The organism is Nocardioides sp. Root240, assembly GCF_001428825.1.
Taxonomy (GTDB): Bacteria; Actinomycetota; Actinomycetes; order Propionibacteriales; family Nocardioidaceae; genus Nocardioides.
Window position 1 is genome coordinate 92110 of sequence record NZ_LMIT01000009.1, and the last position, 23568, is coordinate 115677.

General features: G+C 72.5%; 18 protein-coding genes and 1 riboswitch. Of the genes, 13 read left to right on the top strand and 5 right to left on the bottom strand.

Annotated features, from left to right (window positions below):
* The first annotated feature begins 254 nt into the window (after positions 1 to 254).
* Positions 255 to 388, top strand: a riboswitch (cobalamin riboswitch).
* 65 nt (positions 389 to 453) lie between these two features.
* Genes ASE20_RS08455 through ASE20_RS08480 form a run of 6 tightly spaced genes read left to right on the top strand, consistent with a single transcriptional unit; the run spans position 454 to position 7408 of the window.
* Entirely contained in the window at positions 454 to 1956 is a 1503-nt protein-coding gene (locus ASE20_RS08455; protein WP_157538418.1) for a hypothetical protein, read from the top strand.
* A gap of 26 nt (positions 1957 to 1982) precedes the next feature.
* Positions 1983 to 2837, top strand: coding sequence for a hypothetical protein (locus ASE20_RS08460; protein ID WP_157538417.1), 855 nt, complete (start codon positions 1983 to 1985; stop codon positions 2835 to 2837).
* A gap of 13 nt (positions 2838 to 2850) precedes the next feature.
* On the top strand, positions 2851 to 3951 hold the full coding sequence (locus ASE20_RS08465) for an energy-coupling factor transporter transmembrane component T (protein WP_056894134.1): 1101 nt from the start codon (positions 2851 to 2853) through the stop codon (positions 3949 to 3951).
* Positions 3948 to 5585: an ABC transporter ATP-binding protein gene (locus tag ASE20_RS08470; protein ID WP_056894135.1), complete on the top strand. Its 1638-nt coding sequence runs from the start codon at positions 3948 to 3950 to the stop codon at positions 5583 to 5585. The genes ASE20_RS08465 and ASE20_RS08470 overlap by 4 nt, the downstream gene beginning before the upstream one ends.
* Positions 5582 to 6424 carry an ECF transporter S component gene (locus ASE20_RS08475; protein WP_056894136.1) on the top strand — a complete coding sequence of 281 codons (843 nt, stop codon included), beginning with the start codon at positions 5582 to 5584 and terminating at the stop codon, positions 6422 to 6424. The genes ASE20_RS08470 and ASE20_RS08475 overlap by 4 nt, the downstream gene beginning before the upstream one ends.
* A 60-nt stretch (positions 6425 to 6484) precedes the next feature.
* Complete coding sequence (locus ASE20_RS08480; RefSeq protein WP_056894137.1) at positions 6485 to 7408, top strand: hypothetical protein; 924 nt, start codon at positions 6485 to 6487, stop codon at positions 7406 to 7408.
* Here the strand turns inward: ASE20_RS08480 and ASE20_RS08485 are convergent.
* The 4 genes from ASE20_RS08485 to ASE20_RS08500 form a co-directional block, all read right to left on the bottom strand.
* Positions 7405 to 8577 (bottom strand): PQQ-dependent sugar dehydrogenase, encoded by a 1173-nt coding sequence (locus tag ASE20_RS08485; RefSeq protein ID WP_056894138.1) that lies wholly within the window; start codon positions 8575 to 8577, stop codon positions 7405 to 7407. The genes ASE20_RS08480 and ASE20_RS08485 overlap by 4 nt on opposite strands.
* Positions 8574 to 9518: an alpha/beta fold hydrolase gene (locus ASE20_RS08490; protein ID WP_056894139.1), complete on the bottom strand. Its 945-nt coding sequence runs from the start codon at positions 9516 to 9518 to the stop codon at positions 8574 to 8576. Before ASE20_RS08490 ends, ASE20_RS08485 begins: the two co-directional genes overlap by 4 nt.
* A gap of 40 nt (positions 9519 to 9558) precedes the next feature.
* The gene (locus ASE20_RS08495; RefSeq protein WP_056894140.1) at positions 9559 to 9768 is read right to left on the bottom strand and encodes a hypothetical protein; all 210 of its coding nucleotides are present in this window, start codon (positions 9766 to 9768) and stop codon (positions 9559 to 9561) included.
* 63 nt (positions 9769 to 9831) lie between these two features.
* Positions 9832 to 10710 (bottom strand): EamA family transporter, encoded by an 879-nt coding sequence (locus ASE20_RS08500; RefSeq protein WP_082612302.1) that lies wholly within the window; start codon positions 10708 to 10710, stop codon positions 9832 to 9834.
* Positions 10711 to 14765: 4055 nt separating this feature from the next.
* Between ASE20_RS08500 and ASE20_RS08515 the strand changes: the two genes are divergently transcribed.
* The 6 genes from ASE20_RS08515 (at position 14766) to ASE20_RS08540 (ending at position 21675) form a co-directional block, all read left to right on the top strand.
* Positions 14766 to 15845 (top strand): WD40/YVTN/BNR-like repeat-containing protein, encoded by a 1080-nt coding sequence (locus ASE20_RS08515; RefSeq protein ID WP_056894144.1) that lies wholly within the window; start codon positions 14766 to 14768, stop codon positions 15843 to 15845.
* 12 nt (positions 15846 to 15857) lie between these two features.
* A complete protein-coding gene (locus ASE20_RS08520) occupies positions 15858 to 16307 on the top strand; it encodes an SRPBCC family protein (protein WP_056894145.1) in 450 nt (149 codons plus the stop codon).
* A gap of 140 nt (positions 16308 to 16447) precedes the next feature.
* The gene (ilvD, locus tag ASE20_RS08525) at positions 16448 to 18295 is read left to right on the top strand and encodes a dihydroxy-acid dehydratase (protein WP_082612261.1); all 1848 of its coding nucleotides are present in this window, start codon (positions 16448 to 16450) and stop codon (positions 18293 to 18295) included.
* A gap of 20 nt (positions 18296 to 18315) precedes the next feature.
* Complete coding sequence (gene ilvD, locus ASE20_RS08530; RefSeq protein ID WP_056894146.1) at positions 18316 to 19998, top strand: dihydroxy-acid dehydratase; 1683 nt, start codon at positions 18316 to 18318, stop codon at positions 19996 to 19998.
* Positions 19999 to 20008: 10 nt separating this feature from the next.
* Positions 20009 to 20971, top strand: a complete 963-nt coding sequence (locus ASE20_RS25520; protein WP_225869037.1) for a pyridoxamine 5'-phosphate oxidase family protein — start codon at positions 20009 to 20011, stop codon at positions 20969 to 20971.
* Complete coding sequence (locus tag ASE20_RS08540; protein WP_082612303.1) at positions 20968 to 21675, top strand: GNAT family N-acetyltransferase; 708 nt, start codon at positions 20968 to 20970, stop codon at positions 21673 to 21675. The genes ASE20_RS25520 and ASE20_RS08540 overlap by 4 nt, the downstream gene beginning before the upstream one ends.
* 10 nt (positions 21676 to 21685) lie before the next feature.
* Here the strand turns inward: ASE20_RS08540 and ASE20_RS08545 are convergent, their stop codons facing one another.
* Positions 21686 to 22333, bottom strand: coding sequence for a TetR/AcrR family transcriptional regulator (locus ASE20_RS08545; protein ID WP_157538416.1), 648 nt, complete (start codon positions 22331 to 22333; stop codon positions 21686 to 21688).
* A 56-nt stretch (positions 22334 to 22389) separates the two neighbouring features.
* On the opposite strand from ASE20_RS08545, the gene ASE20_RS08550 reads away from it, so the two are divergent.
* On the top strand, positions 22390 to 23562 hold the full coding sequence (locus tag ASE20_RS08550) for a DUF2306 domain-containing protein (RefSeq protein WP_056894149.1): 1173 nt from the start codon (positions 22390 to 22392) through the stop codon (positions 23560 to 23562).
* The last annotated feature ends 6 nt before the right edge of the window (positions 23563 to 23568 follow it).

Sequence of the window (23568 nt, forward strand, 5' to 3'; positions counted from 1 at the left end):
ACACGGTGAGGGCGGCCCGACCTGCCCGTGCAACCTCGTCCCCCTCTGCCGGCGCCATCACCGCGCCAAGACCCATTCCGCCTGGGACTACGAGATCACCAGCCCCGGCCACTACCAGTGGACCAGCCCCACCGGCCTGACCTTCACCGTCACCCCCGACCGATAGAGACCGAGCCCCGCACCCCGCCGATCCGGCGGGGCCAGCGGCATGTCGTCCGCCCGCGATCCGCGGAGGCGGTGGATCCGGCGCGGGAAGGTAGGCTGCGGGGGATAGTTCACAGACCACGTTCGTGGTGGGGGAAGCCGGTCGAATTCCGGCGCTGACCCGCAACCGTAGGCCGCCTCGGGGTGGTGAGCCGGAGCACCTGCTGCGCACGTCCTGACACACACGCTGTCGTGGAGAGCAGCGGGTCGGCGATGCCGTTCCCGCGTTGCTGCAGCGGGAAGGAAATCATGTCCCTCCGTACGCGCGCCCGTCGCGCTTCCGTCCTCGTTGCCGGTGGAGTCCTCGTGGCCTCCGGCCTCGGTCTGGCCGTTCCGGCGCCGGTGGCCCACGCCGCCGACACTCCGGCGCCCGAGGCTGCGGCCGCCGCCAACTGGCTTGCCGGGGTCATCGGTGACGACGGGTTGATCCCCGGCGGGGGCGTGAACGGCTTCTTCTACGCCGCGAACCTCGACTTCGGCGTCGGCCTCGTGCAGACGGGTCAGGCGCCGTCGGCGGCGCTGACCAAGATCGTCGACGGCGTGGACGCGACGGTCGCTTCCTACGTCGGTGACCCGGCCGCTCCCGCGAACGCCGGCAAGCTTGCGCAGGCGGCGTACTTCTACGCCGTGACCGGCGGTGACCCGAAGGCGGCGGGCGACAGCGTGCTCGACCTCGAGACAGCGCTCGAGGCGCAGGTCGACGACACGACGGGCCAGCTCGGCAACATCGACTATGCCGGCAACCAGGTGTGGGCCGTGCTCGCGCTCACCCAGCTGGGCAGTGACGAGGCCGAGAAGGCCCGGGACTTCCTGGTCGGCCAGCGCGAGACCGGTGACGCCGCCGGCTGGGGCTTCGGCGACGGGACGAGCAACCCCGACATCACCTCGTGGGCGGTGCAGGCGCTGGCGACCTGGTCGTGGAACACCCGCGTCCACACGGCCATGGAGGCCGGTGTCGCGTACCTCAAGTCGGTCCAGGTCGGCGGGGGCATCGAGGACCCGTACCTCGGCGTCAACGCCAACAGCACCGGCGCGGCCGCGCACGCGTTCGCGGAGGCCGGCCACCCGGCCGAGGCCGCCGCGGCGGCGACGTGGATCGCCGAGCACCAGGTCGTGGCCCTGCCGCGGTGCGGCGTCACCCCGACCCACGCCGGCGCCATCGCCTACGACGACGCGACCCTCGCCGGCGGCATCGGCGACGACGACCTCGACCAGACCGCGCCGGCGACCGCTCAGGCCCTGGTCGGCCTCGCCTACCTGCCGCGGAGCGCACCGACGGTGTCTGCCACGACGAGCTACGTCGCCGCCGGCGCCAACGTCGCCGTCAAGGTCGCTGGCCTGCGTGCGACGCAGCCGGCCTGCGTGTCGGGCGGCGCGACCCCGGTGAAGAAGACCGGCCCGGGCGCGGTCACGATCAAGGCGCCCGCCGGTACGGCGACCCGCACCCTCACGCTCACGACGCTCGGTGTCACGAGGACCACGACGCTCAAGGTGCTCGCCGCCACGAAGCTCGCAGTCAAGGCCCCCCTGTCCGCTCGACGAGGGACGACCGTCGCGATCACCGTCAGCCGCCTCGCACCCGGCGAGAAGGTCACCGTCACCGTCGGCGGCGTCCGGGTCGTCGGCAAGGCCACCTCGGCCGGGACCTATGTCGCCCGACTGACCGCGCCGCGCCGGGCCGGGACGGCCAAGGTGGTCGTCGTCGGCCAGTTCGTCAACCGCACCGGCACGACGACCTTCCGGGTCCGGTGACCGGCCCGCGCAGGATCCTCTGGTCGGTGGCCGCGGCACTCGTCGCGGGCGCCGGCCTGGTCCTGTCGCCCGCGTTGTCCGGCCCGGCCCTCGCGGCCGGTTGCCCGGGCTCGACGGGCGTGACCGTGTTCGTCGACCCGAACCAGCTCGGCGGCGAGATCACGTCCGGCTGCAGCACCGGCGGAGGCAAGGCCGTCGACGACTTCGCCCAGGCTGGCTACACGCTGGAGTACGCGACCGGCACCGGTATGGGCGGCTTCGTCTGCAAGATCAACGGTCGGCCGGACGACGGCGACTGCACCCAGGCGTCGTCGTACTGGAGCCTGTGGTGGTCCGACGGCAGGTCGGGCAAGTGGGTCTACTCCTCCCGTGGCGTGTCCAGCCTCCAGGTGCCGGAGGGTGGCTACGTCGCCTTCGCGTGGTACCAGGGCAGCGGCAGGGCGGTGCCACCGGACGTCGTCCCGACGCCGCGGGTGTCCACGCCCTCGCCCACGCCGACCTCCCAGCCGAGTCCGTCGGTCACGCCCACGCATCAGCAGCCCTCGGGCGGCAAGCACACGCCGTCGGAGTCGCACAGCACCGCGAACCCGAGCAGCAGCGTGTCGGGCTCGCCGTCGGCCAGCGCCACCGCGTCCGGGACCGACGCCGCCTCGGTGAGCGCCAGCTCTCCCGCGACGGAGACGGCCGCGGCCGAGCCGACCGACACCGGTGGGACCGACCTTCCGCAAGCGGACGAGATCACCGCCGGTCCGGAGTCCGACGACGTGGCCCACACCGACGACGAGGGCGGCCCGATCCCGACCTGGGCCGCGGTCGGTCTGGGTGTCGGCGTGCTCGGGGCCGCGGGCGCCGTACCCCTGATCCGGCGTCGGCTCGGCTGAGCGGGCGGGGCGGATGAGGATCCCGCGGGACCTGCACCCCGTCGCGTGGTGGGTGTGGGCGCTCGGCCTGGCGGTCGGCGCGTCGTTCACGACGAACCCGTTCCTGCTCGCCCTGCTGCTCGGCTCCATCACGCTGACCGTGCTGACCTGCCGCACGGACCAGCCGTGGGCCCGCTCGTTCCGGCTCTACGTCTGGCTCGGGGTGGTGCTGGTCGCGGTGCGGATCCTGTTCCGCATCCTGCTCGGCGGCAACGCGCCGGGCCACGTGCTCTTCACCCTGCCCACGATCGGCCTGCCCGACTGGGTCGCAGGCATCGAGCTGCTCGGGCCGTTCACGCGCGAGGAGCTGCTCGCCGCGACCTACGAGGGCTTCCGGCTGTCCACGCTGCTGATCGCGGTCGGCGCCGCGAACGCACTGGCCAACCCGAAGCGACTGATGAAGTCGCTGCCTCCCGCCCTCTACGAGATCGGTACGGCGATGACCGTCGCGATCAACGTGCTGCCGCAGCTCGCCGACAGCGCGGTCCGGGTGCGCGCGGCGCAGCAGCTGCGGGGCGGCCCCGAGGGCCGGCTCCGCCGGGTGCGGGGCGTGCAGCGGCTGCTGGTGCCCGTGCTCGAGGACGCCTTCGACCGGTCCCTCGCCCTCGCCGCCGGCATGGACGCGCGCGGCTACGGCCGCAGCGGCGACGCGACCCCGGTCCAGCGCCGCACGACCGGGACGCTGATGATCGCCGGGCTGATCGGCGTCGCCGTGGGGGTGTACGCCGTCCTCGACGCCACCGCGCCCCGCCTCCTCGCGCTGCCGATGCTCGCTGTCGGCACCGCCGTCGCGCTCGCCGGCTTCGTGTCGGCGGGGCGCCGGGTCGACCGCACCCGCTACCGGCCGGACCGCTGGCGCGTGCCGGAGGTCGTGGTCGCGCTGTCCGGCGTCGCCTGCGGGTTCGGGCTCTGGGCCGTGAACAGGTGGGACCTCGACGTCGCCCACCCCGGTGTCCTCGCGGTGCCGACGGTCACCTTGCCCGCGCTCGCGGCGGTGCTCGTCGCCGTCGTACCCGTGTGGGTCGCGCCGCCGCCGCTGACGGCCCGGAGCCGGGAGCAGGTGGCGCTCGCATGATGGAGCTGCGCGCCCTCCGGTTCGGGTACGACGACCGGACCCGCGTCCTCGACGGCATCGACCTGCGGATCGAGGCCGGTGAGCTGGTGGTCCTCGCCGGCCCCACCGGCGTCGGCAAGTCCACCCTGCTCGGCGTCGTCGCCGGCCTGGTCCCCGGCTTCACCGGCGGCGTGCTGCACGGCGAGGTCGAGCTCGACGGCACCAGCGTGATCGACCTCCCGGCGCGCGAGCGCGCCCACGCCGTCGGGTACGTCGGCCAGAACCCGCCCGCGTGGTTCGTCACCGACACCGTCGAGGAGGAGCTGGCGTTCGGCATGGAGCAGCTCGGCCTCGCGCCGGCCACCATGCGCCGCCGCGTCGAGGAGACCCTCGACCTGCTCGGGATCGCCGAGCTGCGCCACCGTGACCTGCGCACCCTGTCCGGTGGGCAGCAGCAGCGGGTCGCGATCGGCGCGGTGCTGACCACGCACCCGCGGCTGCTCGTGCTCGACGAGCCCACCTCCGCCCTCGACCCGACGGCCGCCGAGGACGTGCTCGCCACGCTCACCCGGCTGGTCCACGACCTCGGCGTCTCGGTGCTGCTCGCGGAGCACCGGCTCGAGCGCGTCGTGCCCTTCGCCGACCGGCTCTGCGTCCTCGGCGGCGACCCGGAGCGGCCGGGGACGATCCGGATCGGTGACCCTGCCGAGGTCCTGCGCGACGCCCCGACCGCGCCGCCGCTGGTCGAGCTCGGCCGGCTCGCCGGCTGGGACCCGCTGCCGCTGACCGTGCGCGACGCCCGCCGCCGGGCACCGGCGCTGCTGGAGCGGCTGCCGGCCGCACCCCGACGTCTCGCTCCCCAGGCCCATGAGCCCGTCGTCGACGTACGCCGCCTCGTGGTCAGCCACGGCCGGACGCCGGTGCTGCGCGAGGTCGACCTGGCCCTGCGGCCCGGCACGGTGACCGCGCTGATGGGCCGCAACGGCGCCGGCAAGTCCACCCTGCTGTGGACCCTGCAGGGCCGGCACACCCCGGCGAGCGGGACCGTCCGGATCGCCGGCAGCAGCCCGTCGGACCTGAGGCCCGAGCAGCGTCGTACGACGACCGGGCTGGTGCCGCAGAGCCCGGCCGACCTGCTCTACCTCGAGACCGTGGCCGAGGAGTGCGCGGCCGCCGACCAGTCGGCCCGCGCCGGCGGCGGCACCTGCGCCGGCCTGCTCGAGCGGCTCGCCCCCGGCATCGTGCCGGAGACGCACCCGCGCGACCTGTCCGAGGGACAGCGGCTCGCGCTCGCCGTCGCGATCGTGCTCACCGCACGCCCCCCGGTCCTGCTGCTCGACGAGCCGACCCGCGGCCTCGACTACCCGGCGAAGCACGCGCTCGCGGAGGTGGTGCGCGAGCTCGCCACGGAGCCCGGCGCGGAGCGCGCGGTGCTGGTCGCGACCCACGACGTGGAGTTCGTCGCGCAGGTCGCCGACGAGCTCGTCGTGCTGGCCGAGGGCGAGGTCGTCTCGCACGGGCCGGTCGCCGCCGCGGTCGCCGAGTCGCCGGCGTTCGCGCCCCAGGTCACCAAGGTGCTCGGCCGCGGCTGGCTCACCGTCGCCGACGTCGCCGCCGCCCTCGACGCCGCCCCACCCGCGGGGGACCGGTCGTGACCGACGGCATCGCCGTACCCCTTGCTCCGCGCTCGCGGCTGGTCCTCGTGATCGTGTCGGTCATCGGCCTGCTCATGCTCGCCTGGCCGCTGCTCCTCGACGTCGACCCGACCGCCGAGCGCGTCGACCCGCCGTTCCTCTTCCTCGCCCTGCTGCCGCTGATCCTCGCCGTCGTCGCGGCCGAGCTCAGCGAGGGCGGCATGGACGCGCGGGTGCTGGCCCTGCTCGGCGTCCTCAGCGCGGTCAACGCGGTGCTCCGCCTGCTCAGCGCCGGTACGGCGGGGCTCGAGCTGGTCTTCTTCCTGCTGATCCTCGGCGGCCGGGTGTTCGGCGCCGGCTTCGGCTTCGTGCTCGGCTGCACCTCGCTCTTCGCCTCCGCCCTGATGACCGCGGGCGTCGGCCCGTGGCTGCCCTTCCAGATGCTCGTCGCGGCCTGGGTCGGGATGGGCGCCGGACTGCTGCCGCGCCGGTTCACCGGGCGCGCCGAGATCGTGGTGCTCGCCGTCTACGGCGTGCTGTCGGCGTACCTCTACGGGCTGCTGATGAACCTCCAGGGCTGGCCGTTCATCGCCGGCGTGCAGGTGCCGGGCCAGGACTCGACCGAGCTGTCGTACGTGCCGGGCGCGCCGGTGCTCGAGAACCTGCACCACTTCCTCGTCTACACGCTGCTGACCTCGACCGGCGGCTGGGACACCGGCCGCGCGATCACCAATGCGCTCGCCGTCGCGCTGCTCGGGCCGGCGGTGCTGACGACGCTGCGCCGCGCCTCGCGCAAGGCACGGATCACACGTGCCCCGGTGGTCAATTCGGGCCATGTCGAGGCGGATGCGGAGGGCTAGCGTCCGAAGGGTCGCGGGCCATCATGGTGGTGGCCGCACCCGAGCTCCCCGGGGGTCCAGATGCAGGTTCGGAAGAAGGTCGGGGCGACGCTCGTCGCCCTTCTGTCCGGGATCGTGGCCGTGCTGGCTGCGTCCCTCGTCGTGGTTCCGGCCGCCCACGCCGCCAGCCACTCGGCCGCGCTGGTCGTGAAGGGTCCCAACGGGTCCGCCTACACCGCCGGCCACGCCGTCAGCCTCGCCGGCAAGGAAGGGGCGGTGTTGGCCTACACCTTCCAGGTCCGCAACACCGGGACCACGCTGGCGCAGTACCGCATCGACATCCAGGACTGGGCCGGTGCGCAGGCACAGCTGTACGACGGCACGCTGCTCCTCAAGCCGTTGGCGAGCAGCCCCGACGGCTACTACACGAAGGCGCTCCCGCCAGGGGGCAATCAGACCCTGACCGTCAAGATCCCGATCCCGGTCGGGACCGATGCCTACGAGCACTACTCCACCGTCAACCTGTACGCGACCGACGGGGCCTTCATCGACAGCGTCTTCCTGGTGGCCGAGGAGCCGGCCCTGCTCGCCGGGGCGACGTCCGCGGACCTGTTCCTCAAGAACGGGAGCCAGCTGGCGGTCGGTGGACCGGGGCGCACCAACCAGATCGTGACGGCGCCGACGATCAGCGGAACCCAGGTGGCGACCTTCACGGTGACCCTGCAGAACTCGACGGCTCCCTCGGCGAGCATCGGATTCCGGCTCGACAACTCCTACGCCTGTGGTCAGGTCGTCACCGTCAAGGACGGCGCCCTCGACGTGACTGCGGCCGCCCTCGCCGGAACCTACTTGAGCCCGCCGTTGGCGAAGCTCGGCAAGCGGAACCTGACGGTCACGGTCAAGAACGTGGCGAGCTGCGCGTACGTCCAGCTCTACGCCCGCGCGAAGATGCCCGGCGGTTCGTTCCTGCAGGCCTCGGTCCTGGAGGTGAACAGGGCGGCCTAGGGTTCGACGAGCAGGATCCGGTCGTCGTCCGGGCCCGCGTTCCCGCGGCCGTCCTCGTTGCTGGTGGTCAGCCACAGACGGCCGTCAGGGGCGCGGGCGACGGTGCGCAGGCGCCCGTACTCGCCGGCGTCGCCGGCCTTCTCGCCCTCGAAGTACGCCGCCGGGTCGCTCGCCTGGCCGCCGGCGACCTTGATCCGCCACAGCCGCTCGCCGCGCAGGGCGGCCATCCAGAGGTAGCCGCCGGCGTAGGTGAGGCCCGACGGTGATGCCTCGGCGGGCTTCCAGGTCAGCTGGGGCTGGGTGAACCTCTTCGGTCCGCCGGTGCCCTCGACCCGCGGCCAGCCGTAGTTCTCGCCCGGAAGGATCCGGTTGAGCTCGTCGGACTTCTTGTTCCCGAACTCCGAGGCCCACAGCGAGCCGTCGGTGTCGAAGGCGAGGCCCTGCACGTTGCGGTGGCCCCACGACCAGACGACGGTCTTGAACGGGTTGTCGGGGGCGGGCTTGCCCTCGCTGGTGATCCGCAGGATCTTGCCGGCCAGCGACTTCTTCTTCTGGGCGAGCGCGTCGTTGCCGCCCTCGCCGGTGCTGACGTAGAGGAAGCCGTCGGGGCCGAACGCGAGGCGGCCGCCGTCGTGGATCGTGCCGGTCGGGATGCCGGTCAGGATCGGCTCGGACGGCTCGAGCAACTTGCCGTCGAAGCGGGCGCGCACGACGCGGTTGTCCTGCGAGGTGCAGACGTAGAAGTAGACGAGCCCGTCGGCAGCGAACGTCGGGGAGACCGCGACGCCCAACAGGCCGGCCTCGCCACGCGGGTCGGTCTCGGGGATCTGCCCGATCTCGACGACCTCGCCCTGCTCCTTCGTCGGGCCGTCGGACACGTCGGGCGAGGTCACCAGCAGCACCCGCGCCGAGTCGCGCTCGGTCACGATCGCCCGGCCGTCGGGGAGGAAGTCGATGCCCCACGGCGTCGCGAGCCCGGTCGCGATCGTGGCGACCACGTCGGGGACGCCGTCGACGGCGAAGGTGAGCTTCCCGTCCTGGACGGTGCCGGTGGGGGCCGCGCTCGCCGTACCGGACACGTCGATGTCGGTGACATTGCCGCCCTGGCTGCAGGCGGTGACGACCAGGCCGAGCGCGAGCAGCGCTGCGGCCGGGGCCAGCCGCCTCACGCGGTGGCCTCGATGCCTTCGAGGAAGTCGAGCAGCAGCTGGTGGACCCGCTCGGGCTGCTCCAGCTGGACGAAGTGCGAGCCCTTGAGCTCGACGTACTCCGACTCCATGCCGCGGTCGCTGAGCCGGCGCGAGGCGCTGGCCATGTCGCGGGCGCCGGCCAGCACGTCGTACGTCGCCGAGACGAACATCGTGGGGACGTGGATCTGGCTGAGCCGGACCCGCGGGTGGCGGGAGGTGCCGATCGCCAGCCGGGCGTACCAGTCGACCGGCGTGGTGAGGAACTCCTGCAGGCCCACGGCGGCCGCGTCCGGGTCGGGGACGGGGAACATGAAGCCGGTGCGGCCGAGCAGCTTGACGGTGCGGGGGCCCATCGGGATCCGGCGGGCGACCGGGTTGGTCAGGGGGCCGGAGAACTGGGCGATGCGGCAGGCGTTGACCGTGATCGCCCGCGCCACGAAGCGGGGCAGGTGCAGCGGGGCGAGCATGGTGGCGAAGGTGTCGCCGGGGACGCCGCACATCGCGAAGATGCCGCGGACCCGCTCGGGGTGGCGGTAGGTCAGCTCGAAGGCGGTGTTGACCCCCATCGACCAGCCCATCAGGACCGCGTGGTCGATGCCGAAGTGGTCCATGACCGACAGGCCGTCCTGGACGAAGTGCTCGATCTCGACGTGCTTGCGGTCGTGCGGGCGCTCCGAGCCGCCGACGCCGCGGTGGTTCCACGACACGATGCGGACGCCGCACTCCGGGTCGAGCAGCCACGGCCACAGGTAGGGGTTCGTGCCGAGGCCGTTGCAGAGCACCACCGTCGGGCCGTCGATGACCCCGTCGGGGTCGTTCGTCCAGGCCCGGACGTGCGTGCCGTCGTCCGACAGGATGTCGCGGAACGCCAGGGAGGCCGTCCGGACACGCTGCTCGGGGCGGGGAGCAGGGGTCGCCATGGGCCGATTGTGCCCGACCCGGGCGTCGTACGGCGTCGGGTCAGGCGTGGAGCGAGACGGTCGTGTCGCGGGTCACGGCCGGCTCGGCGGCCCGCTCGGCGAAGAACGCCTCGACGTCCTCGCGCTCGGCGCGGCGCTGGGTGCACTCCGTCAGGGCCAGCATCGCGTTGCGCCGAGCCCGCTGCTGCACCTGCTGCTGGGTCTGGTCGGCCCACGCCTGGACCGACTGGAGAAGGGGGAAGGGGGACATCTGATCGCCTCCGAGGGCGGCTGGGGGAGTCCTCAACCTAGCGAGCCCGGAGTGTGCACCGGGTCACTCCGAGGTGACATCTGGGTGAATGGGGGTCCGGGTGGCGCGGGTCGCCCCGACGCTGGCGACGACGACGCAGCCGATCGCCGCCCACTGCACCGCGGCCAGGTCCTCGCCGACCACGGCGAGGCCGGCGAGTGCGGCCGCGGCCGGCTCGAGGCTCATCAGCACGCCGAAGGTCGCGGCGGGCACGGTGCGGAGCGCGACCAGCTCGGCGGTGTAGGGCACGACCGAGCTGAGCAGGCCGACCGCGGCGCCGATCAGCAGGACGCGGCGGTCCACCAGGGCGGAGCCGTCGACGGTGACCAGCAGCGGCGAGAGCATCAGGACGGCGATCAGCGCGGCGACCGCGAGCCCGTCGATGCCGGGCCAGTGCTCGCCGGTGGCAGCGCTGGACACGATGTAGCCGGCCCAGGCGGCGCCGGCCAGCAGCGCGAAGCCCACGCCCGCGGCGTCGAGGTGGCCGCGTTCGAACCCGAGGAGGAGGACGCCGACCGCGGCCAGCGCCACCCAGGCCAGGTCGCGCGGGCGGCGGAAGCCGACGGCGGCGAGCACGAGCGGGCCGATGAACTCGATGGTGACCGCGACGCCGATCGGGATCCGTGAGAACGACTGGTAGATCGCCCAGTTCATGGTGCCGAGGCAGGCGCCGTACCGGGCGACGACGAGCCAGTCGGCACGGGTGCGCCCGGTCAGCCGGGGCCGCACCCAGAGCAGCAGGACGACGGCGCTCGTGGCGAGTCGCAGCCACACCACGCCGTTGGGCTCGATGTCGTCGAACAGCAGCTTGGCGAAACCGGCGCCGAGCTGCACTGACGCGATGCCCAGCAGGACCAGGCCGACGGCCGTACCCAGCGCGGGCCTGCGGTGGTCGTGGGTCACCCGGACACCGTAGGGGCCGGGGGTGGGACGCACCGAACCGCCGGTCCCTCCCCACAAGGGACCGACGGTTCGGGTGGGAGCGGCCGGGTCGCGCTACTTCGCGACGACCAAGCCGTCGATGCGGACCGGGCGGCCGTCGGCGCTGGTGACCTTGATCCGGAGCGTGCCGCTGCGGACCTGCTTCCAGGTGACGATCGGGAGCACGACCCGGTTGGCGGCCTTNTTCGGGACGCGCTGGACGACGAGGGCGAGGCGCTTGGCCTTGATGCCCGTGCGGGTCAGCACGCGGTTCTTCTTCGTCGTGGTGGTCCACGTGTTGTTGAACTGGCCGGCGTGGGTCTGGCGCGTCCAGCCCTTGCCGGCGAGCGCCTTGTCGTCGAGCGGGATCGTGGTGCACCGCAGCGGCGAGCGCAGCCCGAGGGTGTTCGCCTTGTCGACCGACTGCACCTCGAAGCAGTACGTGCGGCCGGTGCCGACCGACAGGTGGAGCGGGCTGGCGGCGAGGTCGTCGCCGACGACCGCCGGGGTGTTGAAGGTGGTGCTGTTCCAGAGGGCCGAGCGGACGATGACGTCGGTGCTCTTGGTGCCCATCAGCGCGTCGACCGCGCTCCACTTCACGTCGAGCTGCCGGGCCACGACCTGGGCGCCGGGTGCGGTCACCTTCGAGACGGGGCCGCTCATGTCGTACCAGCTTGCCCTGACGAAGGAGGAGAAGCCGTTCTCGACGACGCCCACGGCGACGACGTCACCGTTGCGATCCATGTCGGCGGCGAAGGCGCCGTTGGTCGGGCCGGCGTCGTAGCTGCCGAAGACGAGGATCGGGTTGCTCCGGTGGCGCAGGGTCAACAGGTTGTCGTCCTTGTGGGTGATGACCTGGAGGCCACGGTCGGAGATGAGACCGACGTTGTCCTGGACGGAGTCCATGCCGGTCTCGGCGAGCCCTGCGCCGGCGAAGTCCGCCCCCGGCTTGGCGGTGGCCACCCGGATCACGTTGCCGTTGGGAGCACCCTCGAAGGAGCTCCAGGTCGCCTGCAGCGTGCCGTTGGGGCTCATCGCCAGGTCGCGGTGGCTCGCCTCGACGCCGGCGCCCGAGACGAGCTTCGGTGCGCCGAGGGTGCCGGTGGCGCCGACCCGTGCCACGACCGCGCGGTAGTTCGCGCCGTCCCAGCCGCCGATGATCACGGCGCCCTTGCCGTCGTCCGCCACGACCGCCTTCGACTCCCAGGCGACCGTGTCAGGCCATGCGACGACCTTCGGTCCGAGCCAGCCCACCGTGGCGGTGCGCCGGGTCACCAGGACGTCGTTGGTGTCGGAGTAGGACATCAGCACCTGGCCGGCCGAGTTCACGGCGATCGACGGGTTGCGGGTCCAGTTGGGGAACTCGCCGAGGACCGGCGCCGCGCCCTTGCGCCAGAAAGCGGTCCGGACCCGGGGTGTGGCCGCGTGGATCGCCTTGTAGGCGACGTGGACCCGGCCGGCGCCGTCCATCTCGGCGTCGATGTCGGACACGGTGGTGATGTCGGTCGACGGGCTGAGCAGGGTGGATCCGTCCCAGGTGCCGTTGGCGAGGTAGCGGGACCCGCGGACCTTGTGCTCGCCGCCGGTGGTCTGGTTCCAGACGACGGCGAGGTCGCCGGCGTCGTCGGCCACGGCCTGGACGTCGTGGGCGCTGGTGACCGCGGCGGCGGTGACCGCCTTGGGTGCTCCCCAGACGCCGTTGGTGGCGATGGCGGCATACACCTTGGTGCCGCCGGGCACGGGGCGGGCCCAGGCAGCGAGGGCGTCGCCGTCGCCGTAGGCGGCCACGTCGACCGAGTTCGGTACGTCGCCGGAGGTGCTGATGTTGCCGCCGTCGATCCCGCCGCCGGCCTGCGCCGGCGAGGAGAGTCCGAGGGAGAGGGTGCCGACGGCGAGGGCCGCGGTCGTGAGTCCGAGGAGCTGGGTGCGCATCGTGGTGCCTTTCGCTGAGGTACGGGGTGTGGTTCTGCAGGTAGGAGTCGCGGGGGCGGAGGACCTTGCAGTTTCCTGCGGTCCTCCAGAGGTCACTTCGCGACGACCAGGCCGTCGATGCGGACCGGGCGGCCGTCGGCGCTGGTGACCTTGATCGCGAGCGTGCCGCTGCGGACCTGCTTCCAGGTGACGATCGGGAGCACGACCCGGTTGGCGGCCTTNCTGGGGACGCGCTGGACGACGAGGGCGAGGCGCTTGGCCTTGATGCCCGTGCGGGTCAGCACGCGGTTCTTCTTCGTCGTGGTGGTCCAGGTGCTCTTGAACTGGCCGGCGTGGGTCTGGCGCGTCCAGCCCTTGCCGGCGAGCGCCTTGTCGTCGAGCGGGACGGTCGTGCAGCGCTGCGTGGACGTCGACCCGTTGCCGACGGTGTCGAGCACGCGGGCCTGGAAGCAGTAGGTCCGACCAGGTACGGCGACGTACGACGCCGTGGAGCCGGGCGCATCGTTCACGATGACGGCCGGGGCCGAGAAGGCGGACTGGTTCCAGGCGGCGCTGCGCAGGTAGAGGTCGGTGCCCGGCTGGAGGCCGGACAGGGCGTCGGCGGCCGACCACGCGAGCGGGACGGCGAGGGAGACGTTGTTGGCCGCACCGGGCTTGGTCAGTGCGAGCTGCGGGGAGCCGGCGTCGAGGAAGCGGGCCTGGACCGTGTTGGACTGGATCCCGGCCATGATCGCGTTGCCGTGCTGGTCGAGGTCCAGGGCGGAGTCGAGCGCGTAGCCGGTGCCGGTCGTCGCGGGGCTGAACGGCTGGACCGCCGACGACCGCTGGTGGGTGGTGACCTTGCCGTTGCCGCTGTGCTGGATCACGCGGAGTGCGCCGTCGATCCGCGCGATCGGGCGCTCCGCGTCCGGCAGCGTTCCCGTGAGCGTCTGCGGGGTGCCCGGGTCGGCTCCCGGGGCGGCCGACGCGTAGCGGACCGAGGTCGTGCCGTCCTTGTCCGCGATCCAGGCGAACAGGGCGGTGCCGTCGGCGTCCATGGCGACGGTGGGCTCGGAGATGAACTCGGGCGTGCTCGACAGGATCGTGCCGTCCAGCGCGGTGCCGTTGGTGAGCACCCGGCTGGTCTCGGCGAGGTAGGCCTCGGCCGCGACGACGCCGTAGATGACCTGGCCCTGGCCGTTCTCCGCGATCGCCACGTCGGGTGCCGCGGCGATGTCGCCGGAGTTGGACGTGCTGTCGCCGAGGCTCCAGCCCTTCCCGGGCGTCCGACGGCTCACCGTGAGGACGTCGTCGACGAGGCCGGTGTACTGGTAGGCGAGCAGCGCCTCGCCCTTGGAGTTCACGTCGAGCGCGGGGTTCCACGCGTCGGCCGGGGAGATGGTCTTCGGTGCGCCCGGCGACCCGCCGCCCTTCGCCCACTCGGTGACGACGAGCGCGTGGTCGGTGTCGCCGCCGTCGACGGTGGCCGCCGAGATGACCAGACCGTCGCCGGAGACCGCGAGCTGGGGGTTGCCCGCGACGTCCACACCGGCCGGCGTCATCGGGCCGAGCAGGTGGCCGGACCAGGTGGTCGGCGAGCTCTGACGCGAGACCCGCAGCCGGTCGTCGCCGTTGACGTCCTCGATCCAGCCGATGGCGTTGTCGCCCTTCTGGTTGCTGGCGAGGACCAGGTGCGTGGCGCCGGTGCCGACCTTGCCGCGCACCAGCGCGGAGCTGGTCCAGACGCCGTCGACCGCGGTGTAGGCCCGCACGGCGCCGTCGATGATCGCCGCGGCGACGGCGTCGCCGTCGCCGGTCGAGACGACCTCGACCTCGGTGACCGTGCCGGCGGGGAACGGGACCTCGGTCACCGCCTTCCACGCGACGGCGTGGGTGGGCGCGGCCGGTACGCCGACGGTGAGGGTGCCGGCGACGAGGGCGGCGGCGGAGAGTCCGAGAAGTCGGGTGCGCATCGTGGAACCTTTCGAGAGGGGGAGGTGCTCTGTGGGGGTAGGAGCGACGCGGCCGGCGAACCTTGCAGTTTTCCGGGACCGCCCTCCGGGGCCGATGACTTTTGTCGGTGGTCGGGGTCAGAGTGGGGAGAGGCGACGACACAGGAGGCAGGGATGACGACGATCGTCATGGTCGGGACACGCAAGGGCCTGTGGGTGGGCCGTTCGGACGACCGGGCCGACTGGGAGTTCACCGGGCCCCACCACGACATGGAGGAGGTCTACTCCTGTCTCGTCGACACCCGGGGCGCCTCGCCCCGGCTCTTCGCCGGCGCCTCCTCCAGCTGGCTCGGGCCGCAGCTGCGGTGGTCCGACGACCTCGGCGCGACCTGGCAGGAGACACCCAACGGTGCGATCCGGTTCCCCGAGGGCGCGGGCGCGACCGTCGAGCGGATCTGGCAGGTCGTCCCCGGCTCCGAGCCCGGCGTGCTGCACGCCGGCACCGAGCCGGGCGCGGTCTTCACCTCGCGCGACGGCGGGTCGAGCTTCGCGCTCGAGGAGGGCCTGTGGAACCACCCGCACCGCACCGAGTGGGGCGCGGGCTTCGGCGGCCAGGCCTTCCACACCGTGCTCCCGCACCCGACCGACCCGGCGTCGATGACCGTCGCCATCTCGACCGGCGGCGTCTACCGCACGACCGACGGCGGCGCCTCGTGGGAGCCGCGCAACCAGGGCATCCGCGCCGACTTCCTGCCTGAGGACCAGCGCTACCCCGAGTTCGGGCAGTGCGTCCACAAGGTCACCCGGCACCCCTCGCGCCCCGAGCGGCTCTACGCGCAGAACCACGGCGGCGTCTACCGCTCCGACGACGAGGGCGGCTCCTGGACCTCGATCGGCGACGACCTCCCGAGTGACTTCGGCTTCCCGATCGTGGTCCACCCGCACCGGCCCGACACGATCTGGGTCTTCCCGCTCGGCGGCGGCGATCGCCGCTACCCGCCCGACGCGAAGCCCCGGGTCTGGCGCTCCGACGACGCGGGGGAGTCGTGGACGCCGTACGGCGACGGGCTGCCGGACGCGTTCTACGTCGGCGTGATGCGCGACGCCCTCTGCGTCGACTCCCAGGACCCGGCCGGCCTCTACTTCGGCGCCCGCAACGGCTCGGTCTGGGCGTCGGCCGACGACGGCGAGACGTGGCGCCAGATCGCCGCCGACCTGCCCGACGTGATGTCGGTCAAAGCCGGCACCTTCTGACAGGGTCCTGTCGTGCCCGCCTTCTCCCAGACCCACGAGACCACGATCGACGCGCCCGCCCCGACGGTCCACGCCCTTGTCGCCGACTTCCACGAGTGGATCAAGTGGTCCCCGTGGGAGGGCCTCGACCCCGACCTGCAGCGCACCTACGACGGCGCCGGCGTCGGGGCGTCGTACGCCTGGGCCGGCAACAGCAAGGCCGGGGAGGGTCGGATGACCTTCACCTCGATCACCCCCGAGCAGGTGGTCGTCGACCTCGAGTTCCTCAAGCCCTTCAAGGCTCAGAACGTCGTCACGTTCGACCTCGCCCCGGCCGGTGCCGGCACGAAGGTCGCCTGGACGATGGCCGGTCAGCGCAACCTCGCGTTCGCGGTGATGGGCAAGCTGTTCTTCGACAAGGCGATCGGCAAGGATTTCACGAAGGGACTGGCCTCGCTCAAGGCGGCAGCCGAGGCTGCGTGAGTTTCACCGGCCGGCCGGTGAAACTCACGCTGGGACGACGAAGTTTCCTCGTCCAGGCGTGAGTTTCGTCGTCCAGGTCCGCCAGTTCCACCGGTCGGCCGGTGAAACTCCCGTCCGACGCCGAGGCGTAGCCTTGAGCCATGCCCACCCTCCGCTCCGCGACCTCCACGTCGGGCCGCAACATGGCCGGCGCGCGTGCCCTGTGGCGCGCCACCGGCATGACCGACTCGGACTTCGGCAAGCCGATCATCGCCATCGCGAACTCGTTCACGGAGTTCGTCCCCGGACACGTCCACCTGCGTGACCTCGGCAAGATCGTGGCGGAGTCGGTCGTGGCGTCCGGCGGTGTGGCCAAGGAGTTCAACACGATCGCCGTCGACGACGGCATCGCGATGGGCCACGGCGGCATGCTCTATTCGCTGCCGAGCCGCGAGCTGATCGCGGACGCGGTCGAGTACATGGTCCAGGCGCACTGCGCCGACGCGATCGTGTGCATCTCCAACTGCGACAAGATCACCCCGGGCATGCTGCTGGCCGCGCTGCGGCTCAACATCCCGGTCGTCTTCGTCTCCGGCGGCCCGATGGAGGCCGGCAAGACGACCGCCATCGAGGGCATCGTGCACAGCAAGCTCGACCTCGTCGATGCGATGGTGGCCTCCGCCAACGAGGCCGTCAGCGACGAGCAGCTCGACACGATCGAGCGCTCGGCCTGCCCGACCTGCGGCTCGTGCTCGGGCATGTTCACGGCCAACTCGATGAACTGCCTGACCGAGGCGATCGGCCTGTCCCTGCCGGGCAACGGCTCGACCCTCGCCACGCACGCCAAGCGCCGCGCACTCTTCGAGGAGGCCGGCCGGGTCGTCATGGACCTGTGCCGGGCCTACTACGACAACGACGACGAGTCGGTCCTGCCGCGCAACATCGCCAACCGCGACGCCTTCGAGAACGCCGTCGCGCTCGACGTCGCGATGGGTGGCTCGACCAACACGGTGCTGCACCTGCTGGCCGCCGCGCGCGAGGCCGAGCTCGACTTCGACGTGCACGACATCGACGCGATCTCGCGTCGGGTGCCCTGCCTGGCCAAGGTCGCGCCGAACTCCCCGAAGTTCCACATGGAGGACGTCCACCGCGCCGGTGGCATCCCCGCCCTGCTCGGCGAGCTGCGTCGCGGCGGGGCCCTCAAGGAGGGCGTGCGCTCGGTCCACTCCCCGAACCTCGACGAGTGGCTCGGCGCGTGGGACATCCGTGGCGAGAGCCCGTCGGCCGAGGCGCTGGAGCTCTTCCAGGCCGCGCCCGGCGGCGTGCGGACGACGGAGCCGTTCTCGACCGAGAACCGCTGGGGCACCCTCGACACCGACGCGGCCGAGGGTTGCATCCGCGACTTCGAGCACGCCTACTCCGCCGACGGCGGCCTGGCGATCCTCACCGGCAACATCGCCGCCGACGGCTGCGTCGTGAAGTCGGCCGGCGTCCCGGACGACGCGCTGGTCTTCCACGGCACGGCGATCGTCTTCGAGTCGCAGGACGCCGCGGTCGAGGGGATCCTCGGGAAGAAGGTGGAGGAGGGGCACGTGGTGGTCATCCGCTACGAAGGTCCCAAGGGCGGCCCGGGCATGCAGGAGATGCTGTACCCGACCGCCTTCCTCAAGGGCCGCGGCCTGGGCCAGAAGTGCGCGCTGATCACCGACGGCCGCTTCTCCGGCGGTACGAGCGGGCTGTCCATCGGCCACATCTCGCCCGAGGCGGCGGGCGGCGGCGTGATCGCGCTCGTCGAGGACGGTGACCCGATCTCGATCGACATCCCGAACCGTACGATCCACCTCGACGTCGACGAGCACACGCTCTTCGAGCGCAGGCTCCTGCAGGAGAAGCGCGACAAGCCCTACACGCCGCTCGACCGCCAGCGTCCGGTCTCGGCCGCGCTGCGCGCGTACGCGTCGATGGCCACCGCGGCCTCCGACGGTGCCTACCGGCGCGTCCCGGACTGATCGACGCCTAACCTTGGGGCATGAGCGACGCCCCCGACATCAAGCCCCGTTCGCGCGACGTCACCGACGGCCTGGAGAAGGCCGCGGCCCGTGGCATGCTCCGCGCGGTCGGCATGGGTGACGAGGACTTCGCCAAGCCGCAGATCGGCGTCGCGTCGAGCTGGAACGAGATCACCCCCTGCAACCTGTCGCTCGACCGGCTCGCCAAGGCGGTCAAGAACGGCGTGCACGCGGGCGGCGGCTACCCGCTCGAGTTCGGCACCATCTCGGTCTCCGACGGCATCTCGATGGGCCACGAGGGGATGCACTTCTCGCTGGTCTCGCGGGAGGTCATCGCCGACTCGGTCGAGGTCGTGATGAACGCCGAGCGCCTCGACGGCTCCGTGCTGCTCGCGGGCTGCGACAAGTCCCTGCCGGGCATGCTGATGGCGGCCGCGCGCCTCGACCTCGCCAGCGTCTTCCTCTACGCCGGCTCGATCATGCCCGGCCAGGTCGACGGTCGCGACGTCACGATCATCGATGCGTTCGAGGCCGTGGGTGCGTGCCTGGCCGGCAAGATCACCCGCGAGGAGGTCGACCGCATCGAGCGGGCGATCTGTCCGGGCGAGGGCGCCTGCGGCGGCATGTACACCGCCAACACCATGGCCTCGGTGGGCGAGGCCCTCGGCATGTCGCTGCCGGGGAGCGCCGCCCCGCCGGCGGTGGACCGCCGTCGCGACGGCTTCGCGCACCGCTCCGGCGAGGCCGTGGTCAACCTGCTGCGCAAGGGCATCACCGCGCGTCAGATCATGACGCGCGAGGCCTTCGAGAACGCCATCGCGGTCGTGATGGCCCTCGGCGGCTCGACCAACGCCGTGCTGCACCTGCTGGCGATCGCCAACGAGGCCGAGGTCGAGCTGAGCCTCGACGACTTCAACCGGATCGGTGACAAGGTGCCGCACCTGGCCGACATGAAGCCGTTCGGCAGGTACGTCATGAACGACATCGACAAGATCGGCGGCATCCCGATGGTCATGCGCGCCCTGCTCGACGCCGGCCTCATGCACGGCGACTGCCTCACCGTCACGGGCAGGACGATGGCCGAGAACCTCGACGAGCTCGCACCGCCGGCCGTCGACGGCACGGTCATCCGCCCGCTCGACGCCCCGATCCACAAGAGTGGCGGGCTGACCATCCTCAAGGGCTCGCTCGCGCCCGAGGGCGCGGTCGTCAAGAGCGCCGGCTTCGACGACTCGGTCTACACCGGCACCGCCCGGGTCTTCGACGGCGAGCGGGCGGCCATGGACGCGCTGGAGGAGGGCCGCATCGTGTCCGGCGACGTCGTGGTGATCCGCTACGAGGGCCCGAAGGGCGGCCCCGGCATGCGGGAGATGCTCGCCATCACCGGCGCGATCAAGGGCGCCGGCCTCGGCAAGGACGTCGTGCTGGTCACCGACGGCCGCTTCTCCGGCGGCACGACCGGCCTGTGCGTGGGCCACATCGCGCCCGAGGCCGTCGACGGCGGCCCGATCGCCTTCGTCCGCGACGGTGACCGGATCACCCTCGACGTCGCCAACCGCACGCTCGAGCTGGCCGTCGACGAGGCCGAGCTCGAGGCGCGCAAGGTCGGCTGGGAGCCGCTGCCGCCCAAGTACACCCGCGGGGTGCTGGGCAAGTACGCCAGGACCGTCCAGTCCGCCGCCCTCGGCGCGGTCACCTCCTAGGGTCCGGGCAATGAAGATCCACGCCCGCGTCGCGGGCCGCCTGCGCGAGTTCGTCGAGAGCCAGAAGGTCTTCTTCGTCGCGACCTCGCCGCTGGCGGCGGACGGGCACGTCAACCTGTCGCCCCGCGGCATCCCCGGCACCTTCCGGATGCTCGACGAGCACACCTTCGCCTGGCTCGACACCTCCGGCAGCGGGAGCGAGACCATCGCCCACCTGCGCGAGAACGGCCGGGTGACGGTCATGTTCTGTGCGTTCGACGGCGCTCCCAACATCGTCCGCTTCCACGGTCGCGGCCGCGTCGTCACCCGGTACGACGACGAGTACCTCCTGCTCGAGCCGCTCTTCGTCGACCTGCCCGGTGCCCGCGCCGTGATCGTCGTCGAGATCGAGCGGATCTCGGACTCGTGCGGCTTCGGCGTGCCCGTCATGGAGTACGTCGGCGAGCGGGAGCTGCTGCAGCCGTACTTCGACCGCAAGGGTGTCGAGGGTTCCGCCGACTACCGCCGCCGCAAGAACCGCACCAGCATCGACGGCCTGCCGGCCTTCGACTTCGACCCGCTGGGCGAGTGGTCGACGGTCGAGGGGCTGCGGGCGATCCGGGACCGGCTGGCCGAGCAGGTCGACGGGTGGCGCTTCCCGGTGTCCTTCGGGCTCGCGCTCGACGGTGAGCCGGGCCTGGTCAACCGGCCGGGCGGCGTCCACGCCCTGCCCGCCGTCGTCCTGGCCACCGTGCTCAAGCACGACGGCTCCACGGCGACCCTCGAGATGACACCGCAGCAGCTCGACGAGGCGATCACCGCGCTCGCGCCCGCTGAGGCGTGCACGGCCGTCGAGCACCCGAACCTCGCGGACTGGCGCGTCCTGCGGGACCGGCTGCTCGCGGACGGCGGCTCGCTGACGGCCGTGTTCGTGCGATCCGCCGACGACCCGGTCAGCTCCGAGATCGACGCACGGGTGCGCGCCCGGTGGTGACCAACGCGTTCGGCCAGGCGGTCGGTGACGAGGTCCCCGGCTGGGAGCCGCGACCCTGGCCGGAGCCGATCGTGCTCACGGGGCGGTACGTCGAGCTGCGCCCCCTCTCGTCGGCCCACTACGCCGACCTGTTCGCCGCCACGTGCGGTCCGGACGACGACGACCTGTGGACCTACCGGCCGGTCCCGCGGCCGACCTCCCTGGCGGACCTGTGGATGCACCTGGCCGCCCACGTCGACGCCGACGACATGGTGACCTTCGCGCTGGTGCCGCTCGAGGGGGAGCGGGCCGGAAAGGCGACCGGCATCGCGTCGTACCTGCGCATCGAGCCGGCGCACGGCCAGATCGAGGTCGCGGGCGTGCTCCTCGGCAGGTCCCTGCAGCGCACCCGTGCCGCGACGGAGGCGATCCACCTGCTGATGCGGTACGCCTTCGACGACCTCGGCTACCGCCGCTTCGAGTGGAAGTGCGACAGCCTCAACGAGCCGTCGCGGCGCGCCGCGCAGCGCCTCGGCTTCGTGGAGGAGGGCCGGTTCCGCAACCACATGGTCACCCAGGGACGCAACCGCGACACCGACTGGTTCTCGGTGACCGACGGCGAGTGGCCGGCGGTCCGGTCGGCGCACGAGCGGTGGCTGGACCCGGCGAACTTCGACGACGCCGGCGCCCAGCTGACGAGCCTGCGCGACCACCTCGCCCGCTGAGGCACCTGCTTCAGGTGAGGACGCCGGAGACGGAGCGCCCGGCCCGGGCCCGCGCATCTCCCTGCCCGACGAGGAAGTCCACGAGCAACGGGCCGAGGACGCGTCCGGGGCCGCGTTCGCGGGCCAGGTAGCCCACGCCCTCCAGCAGGACGTAGCCGTGGACGATGGTCCACCAGCGGAAGACCGGCGCGGATCCGTGCTGTGACTCGAAGCGTCCGGCTTCGACGGCGCGCTCGATGCTGGCTCCCACTCGGTCGAGGGTCTCGTGTCGGCCGAGGTGCAGCTCCTCCGGTGTCGCGGGCCGATAGCCGGCGAGCGGCGCGGTCGCGAACATGACGGCGTACAGCTCGGGGTTCTCCCGGGCGTGGGCGACGTACGCCGCCGTCTGCCGAGCCAGGTCGTGCACCGGGTCCGCGGTCGGCTCGACGGCAGCCAGGTGGGCCTCCAGGCGGGCGAAGCCCTCCTCGACGACCGCCCTCACGAGCGCCTCCATCGACCCGAAGTGGGTGTAGACCGACATCGTGGAGGTGCCTGCGACTGCGGCGACCCGGCGCGTGCTGAGGGACGCCGCCTCTCCTGCCGCGACGAGTTGGGCGGCAGCCGCTGTCAGCCGTTGGCGCATCGGGACGCCGGTGAGAGGCCTCACATCGCTCGACATGTCCACCAGTATCCATCACACTGGTTATAACAAACGTTATAGGAGAGTGGGGACGCGTGGAGCTCAGCAGGTGGAGGCGGGCCTCGGTGGTCGGCTGGGTGGCCATCACGGCCCTCGCCGTCCTCTACGGCCCGATGGCGGTCGAGTTCACGTGGCGCTTCTTCGACCCGGGCGCCCCCGGGTTGTGGGACCACACGTTCGCCGCCGTCGTCGACCACGACGAGGCCTACGGCCCGGGGTCCATCCACACCGTGAGCGGGGGCGAGTACGCCGACAACCGGCTGACGATGCTGTTCCACACCACCACCGGCGGGATCGCCATCGTCCTGTTCGCCGTGCAGTTCTCGGCACGGCTGCGCCGCAACCTGGCGCGGCACCGCGTGATCGGCCGGGTCGCCGCGGGGCTGGCGCTGGTCGGGATGGCCGGTGCCGCGGTGTACCTCCTCGCCGTCGGTCCCGACCGCACCTACGACGGCCCGGCGTTCCACGTCCAGCTCTGGGCCCTCGCGTTCGGGACGGCGACGGCCACCGTGCTCGGCGTGGCCGCCGCGCGACGGCACCAGCTCGCCATGCACCAGGCGTTGATGGCCTACGCGTTCGCGCTCCTGCTGACGGCGCCGCTGCTGCGGGTCGGCTACCTCGTCCTGGGCAACGCCTGGCCGGACACGACGCAGCTCGAGACGAACCTCGCCGGTGCCGCCTTCCTGAGCACCTGGGCTCCCGTCGGTGCCTTCCTCGCCGCCCGCGCCCAGGACCGGCGCCGGCGACGTGACCCGGCGATCCCGGCGCTGCCCGGACGCCGCCTCGACCTGTCCGTGCTGGTCCTGGCCGCTGCCGCCGCACCCGTCCTCGTGGTCCGGTACGACGAAGAGCTCGACGGGCTCGACCGGGTCACGACGACCGGCCTGGTGGGCCTGGTCGCCGCCCTGGCGATCGCGGTCGTCAACCTGGTCGGGGCGCGTCGTGCCGGTGCCGAGGTGGCGGCGGAGGAGTGGCGCGTGGCCAGTCTGGGCCTCGTGTCGACCGTGCCGACCGCACTGGTGGTGTGGGGCTTGCTCGACCTGCCGTTCGCAACGGTCGATGCCTGGTTCGCGACCCTGCTCACGGCCCCCGCGATCGCCGTCTCCCTCGGCTTCCTGCTCGTCGTCTGGCGGCGGCGGAAGGTCCGCGGGTCCCAGGCGCAGGTCGCCCCGGCCCCGGTGCTCCCGGCGGCCGCGTCGTCCGACTGAGCGCGC

Coding starts and splice junctions, on each gene's coding strand:
- ASE20_RS08515 (WP_056894144.1), top strand. CDS start 14,766: ATGACGACGATCGTCATGGTCGGGACACGCAAGGGCCTGTGGGTGGGC.
- ASE20_RS08480 (WP_056894137.1), top strand. CDS start 6,485: ATGCAGGTTCGGAAGAAGGTCGGGGCGACGCTCGTCGCCCTTCTGTCC.
- ilvD (WP_082612261.1), top strand. CDS start 16,448: ATGCCCACCCTCCGCTCCGCGACCTCCACGTCGGGCCGCAACATGGCC.
- ASE20_RS08470 (WP_056894135.1), top strand. CDS start 3,948: ATGATGGAGCTGCGCGCCCTCCGGTTCGGGTACGACGACCGGACCCGC.
- ASE20_RS08545 (WP_157538416.1), bottom strand. CDS start 22,333: ATGTCGAGCGATGTGAGGCCTCTCACCGGCGTCCCGATGCGCCAACGG.
- ASE20_RS08490 (WP_056894139.1), bottom strand. CDS start 9,518: ATGGCGACCCCTGCTCCCCGCCCCGAGCAGCGTGTCCGGACGGCCTCC.
- ASE20_RS25520 (WP_225869037.1), top strand. CDS start 20,009: ATGAAGATCCACGCCCGCGTCGCGGGCCGCCTGCGCGAGTTCGTCGAG.
- ilvD (WP_056894146.1), top strand. CDS start 18,316: ATGAGCGACGCCCCCGACATCAAGCCCCGTTCGCGCGACGTCACCGAC.
- ASE20_RS08455 (WP_157538418.1), top strand. CDS start 454: ATGTCCCTCCGTACGCGCGCCCGTCGCGCTTCCGTCCTCGTTGCCGGT.
- ASE20_RS08495 (WP_056894140.1), bottom strand. CDS start 9,768: ATGTCCCCCTTCCCCCTTCTCCAGTCGGTCCAGGCGTGGGCCGACCAG.
- ASE20_RS08465 (WP_056894134.1), top strand. CDS start 2,851: ATGAGGATCCCGCGGGACCTGCACCCCGTCGCGTGGTGGGTGTGGGCG.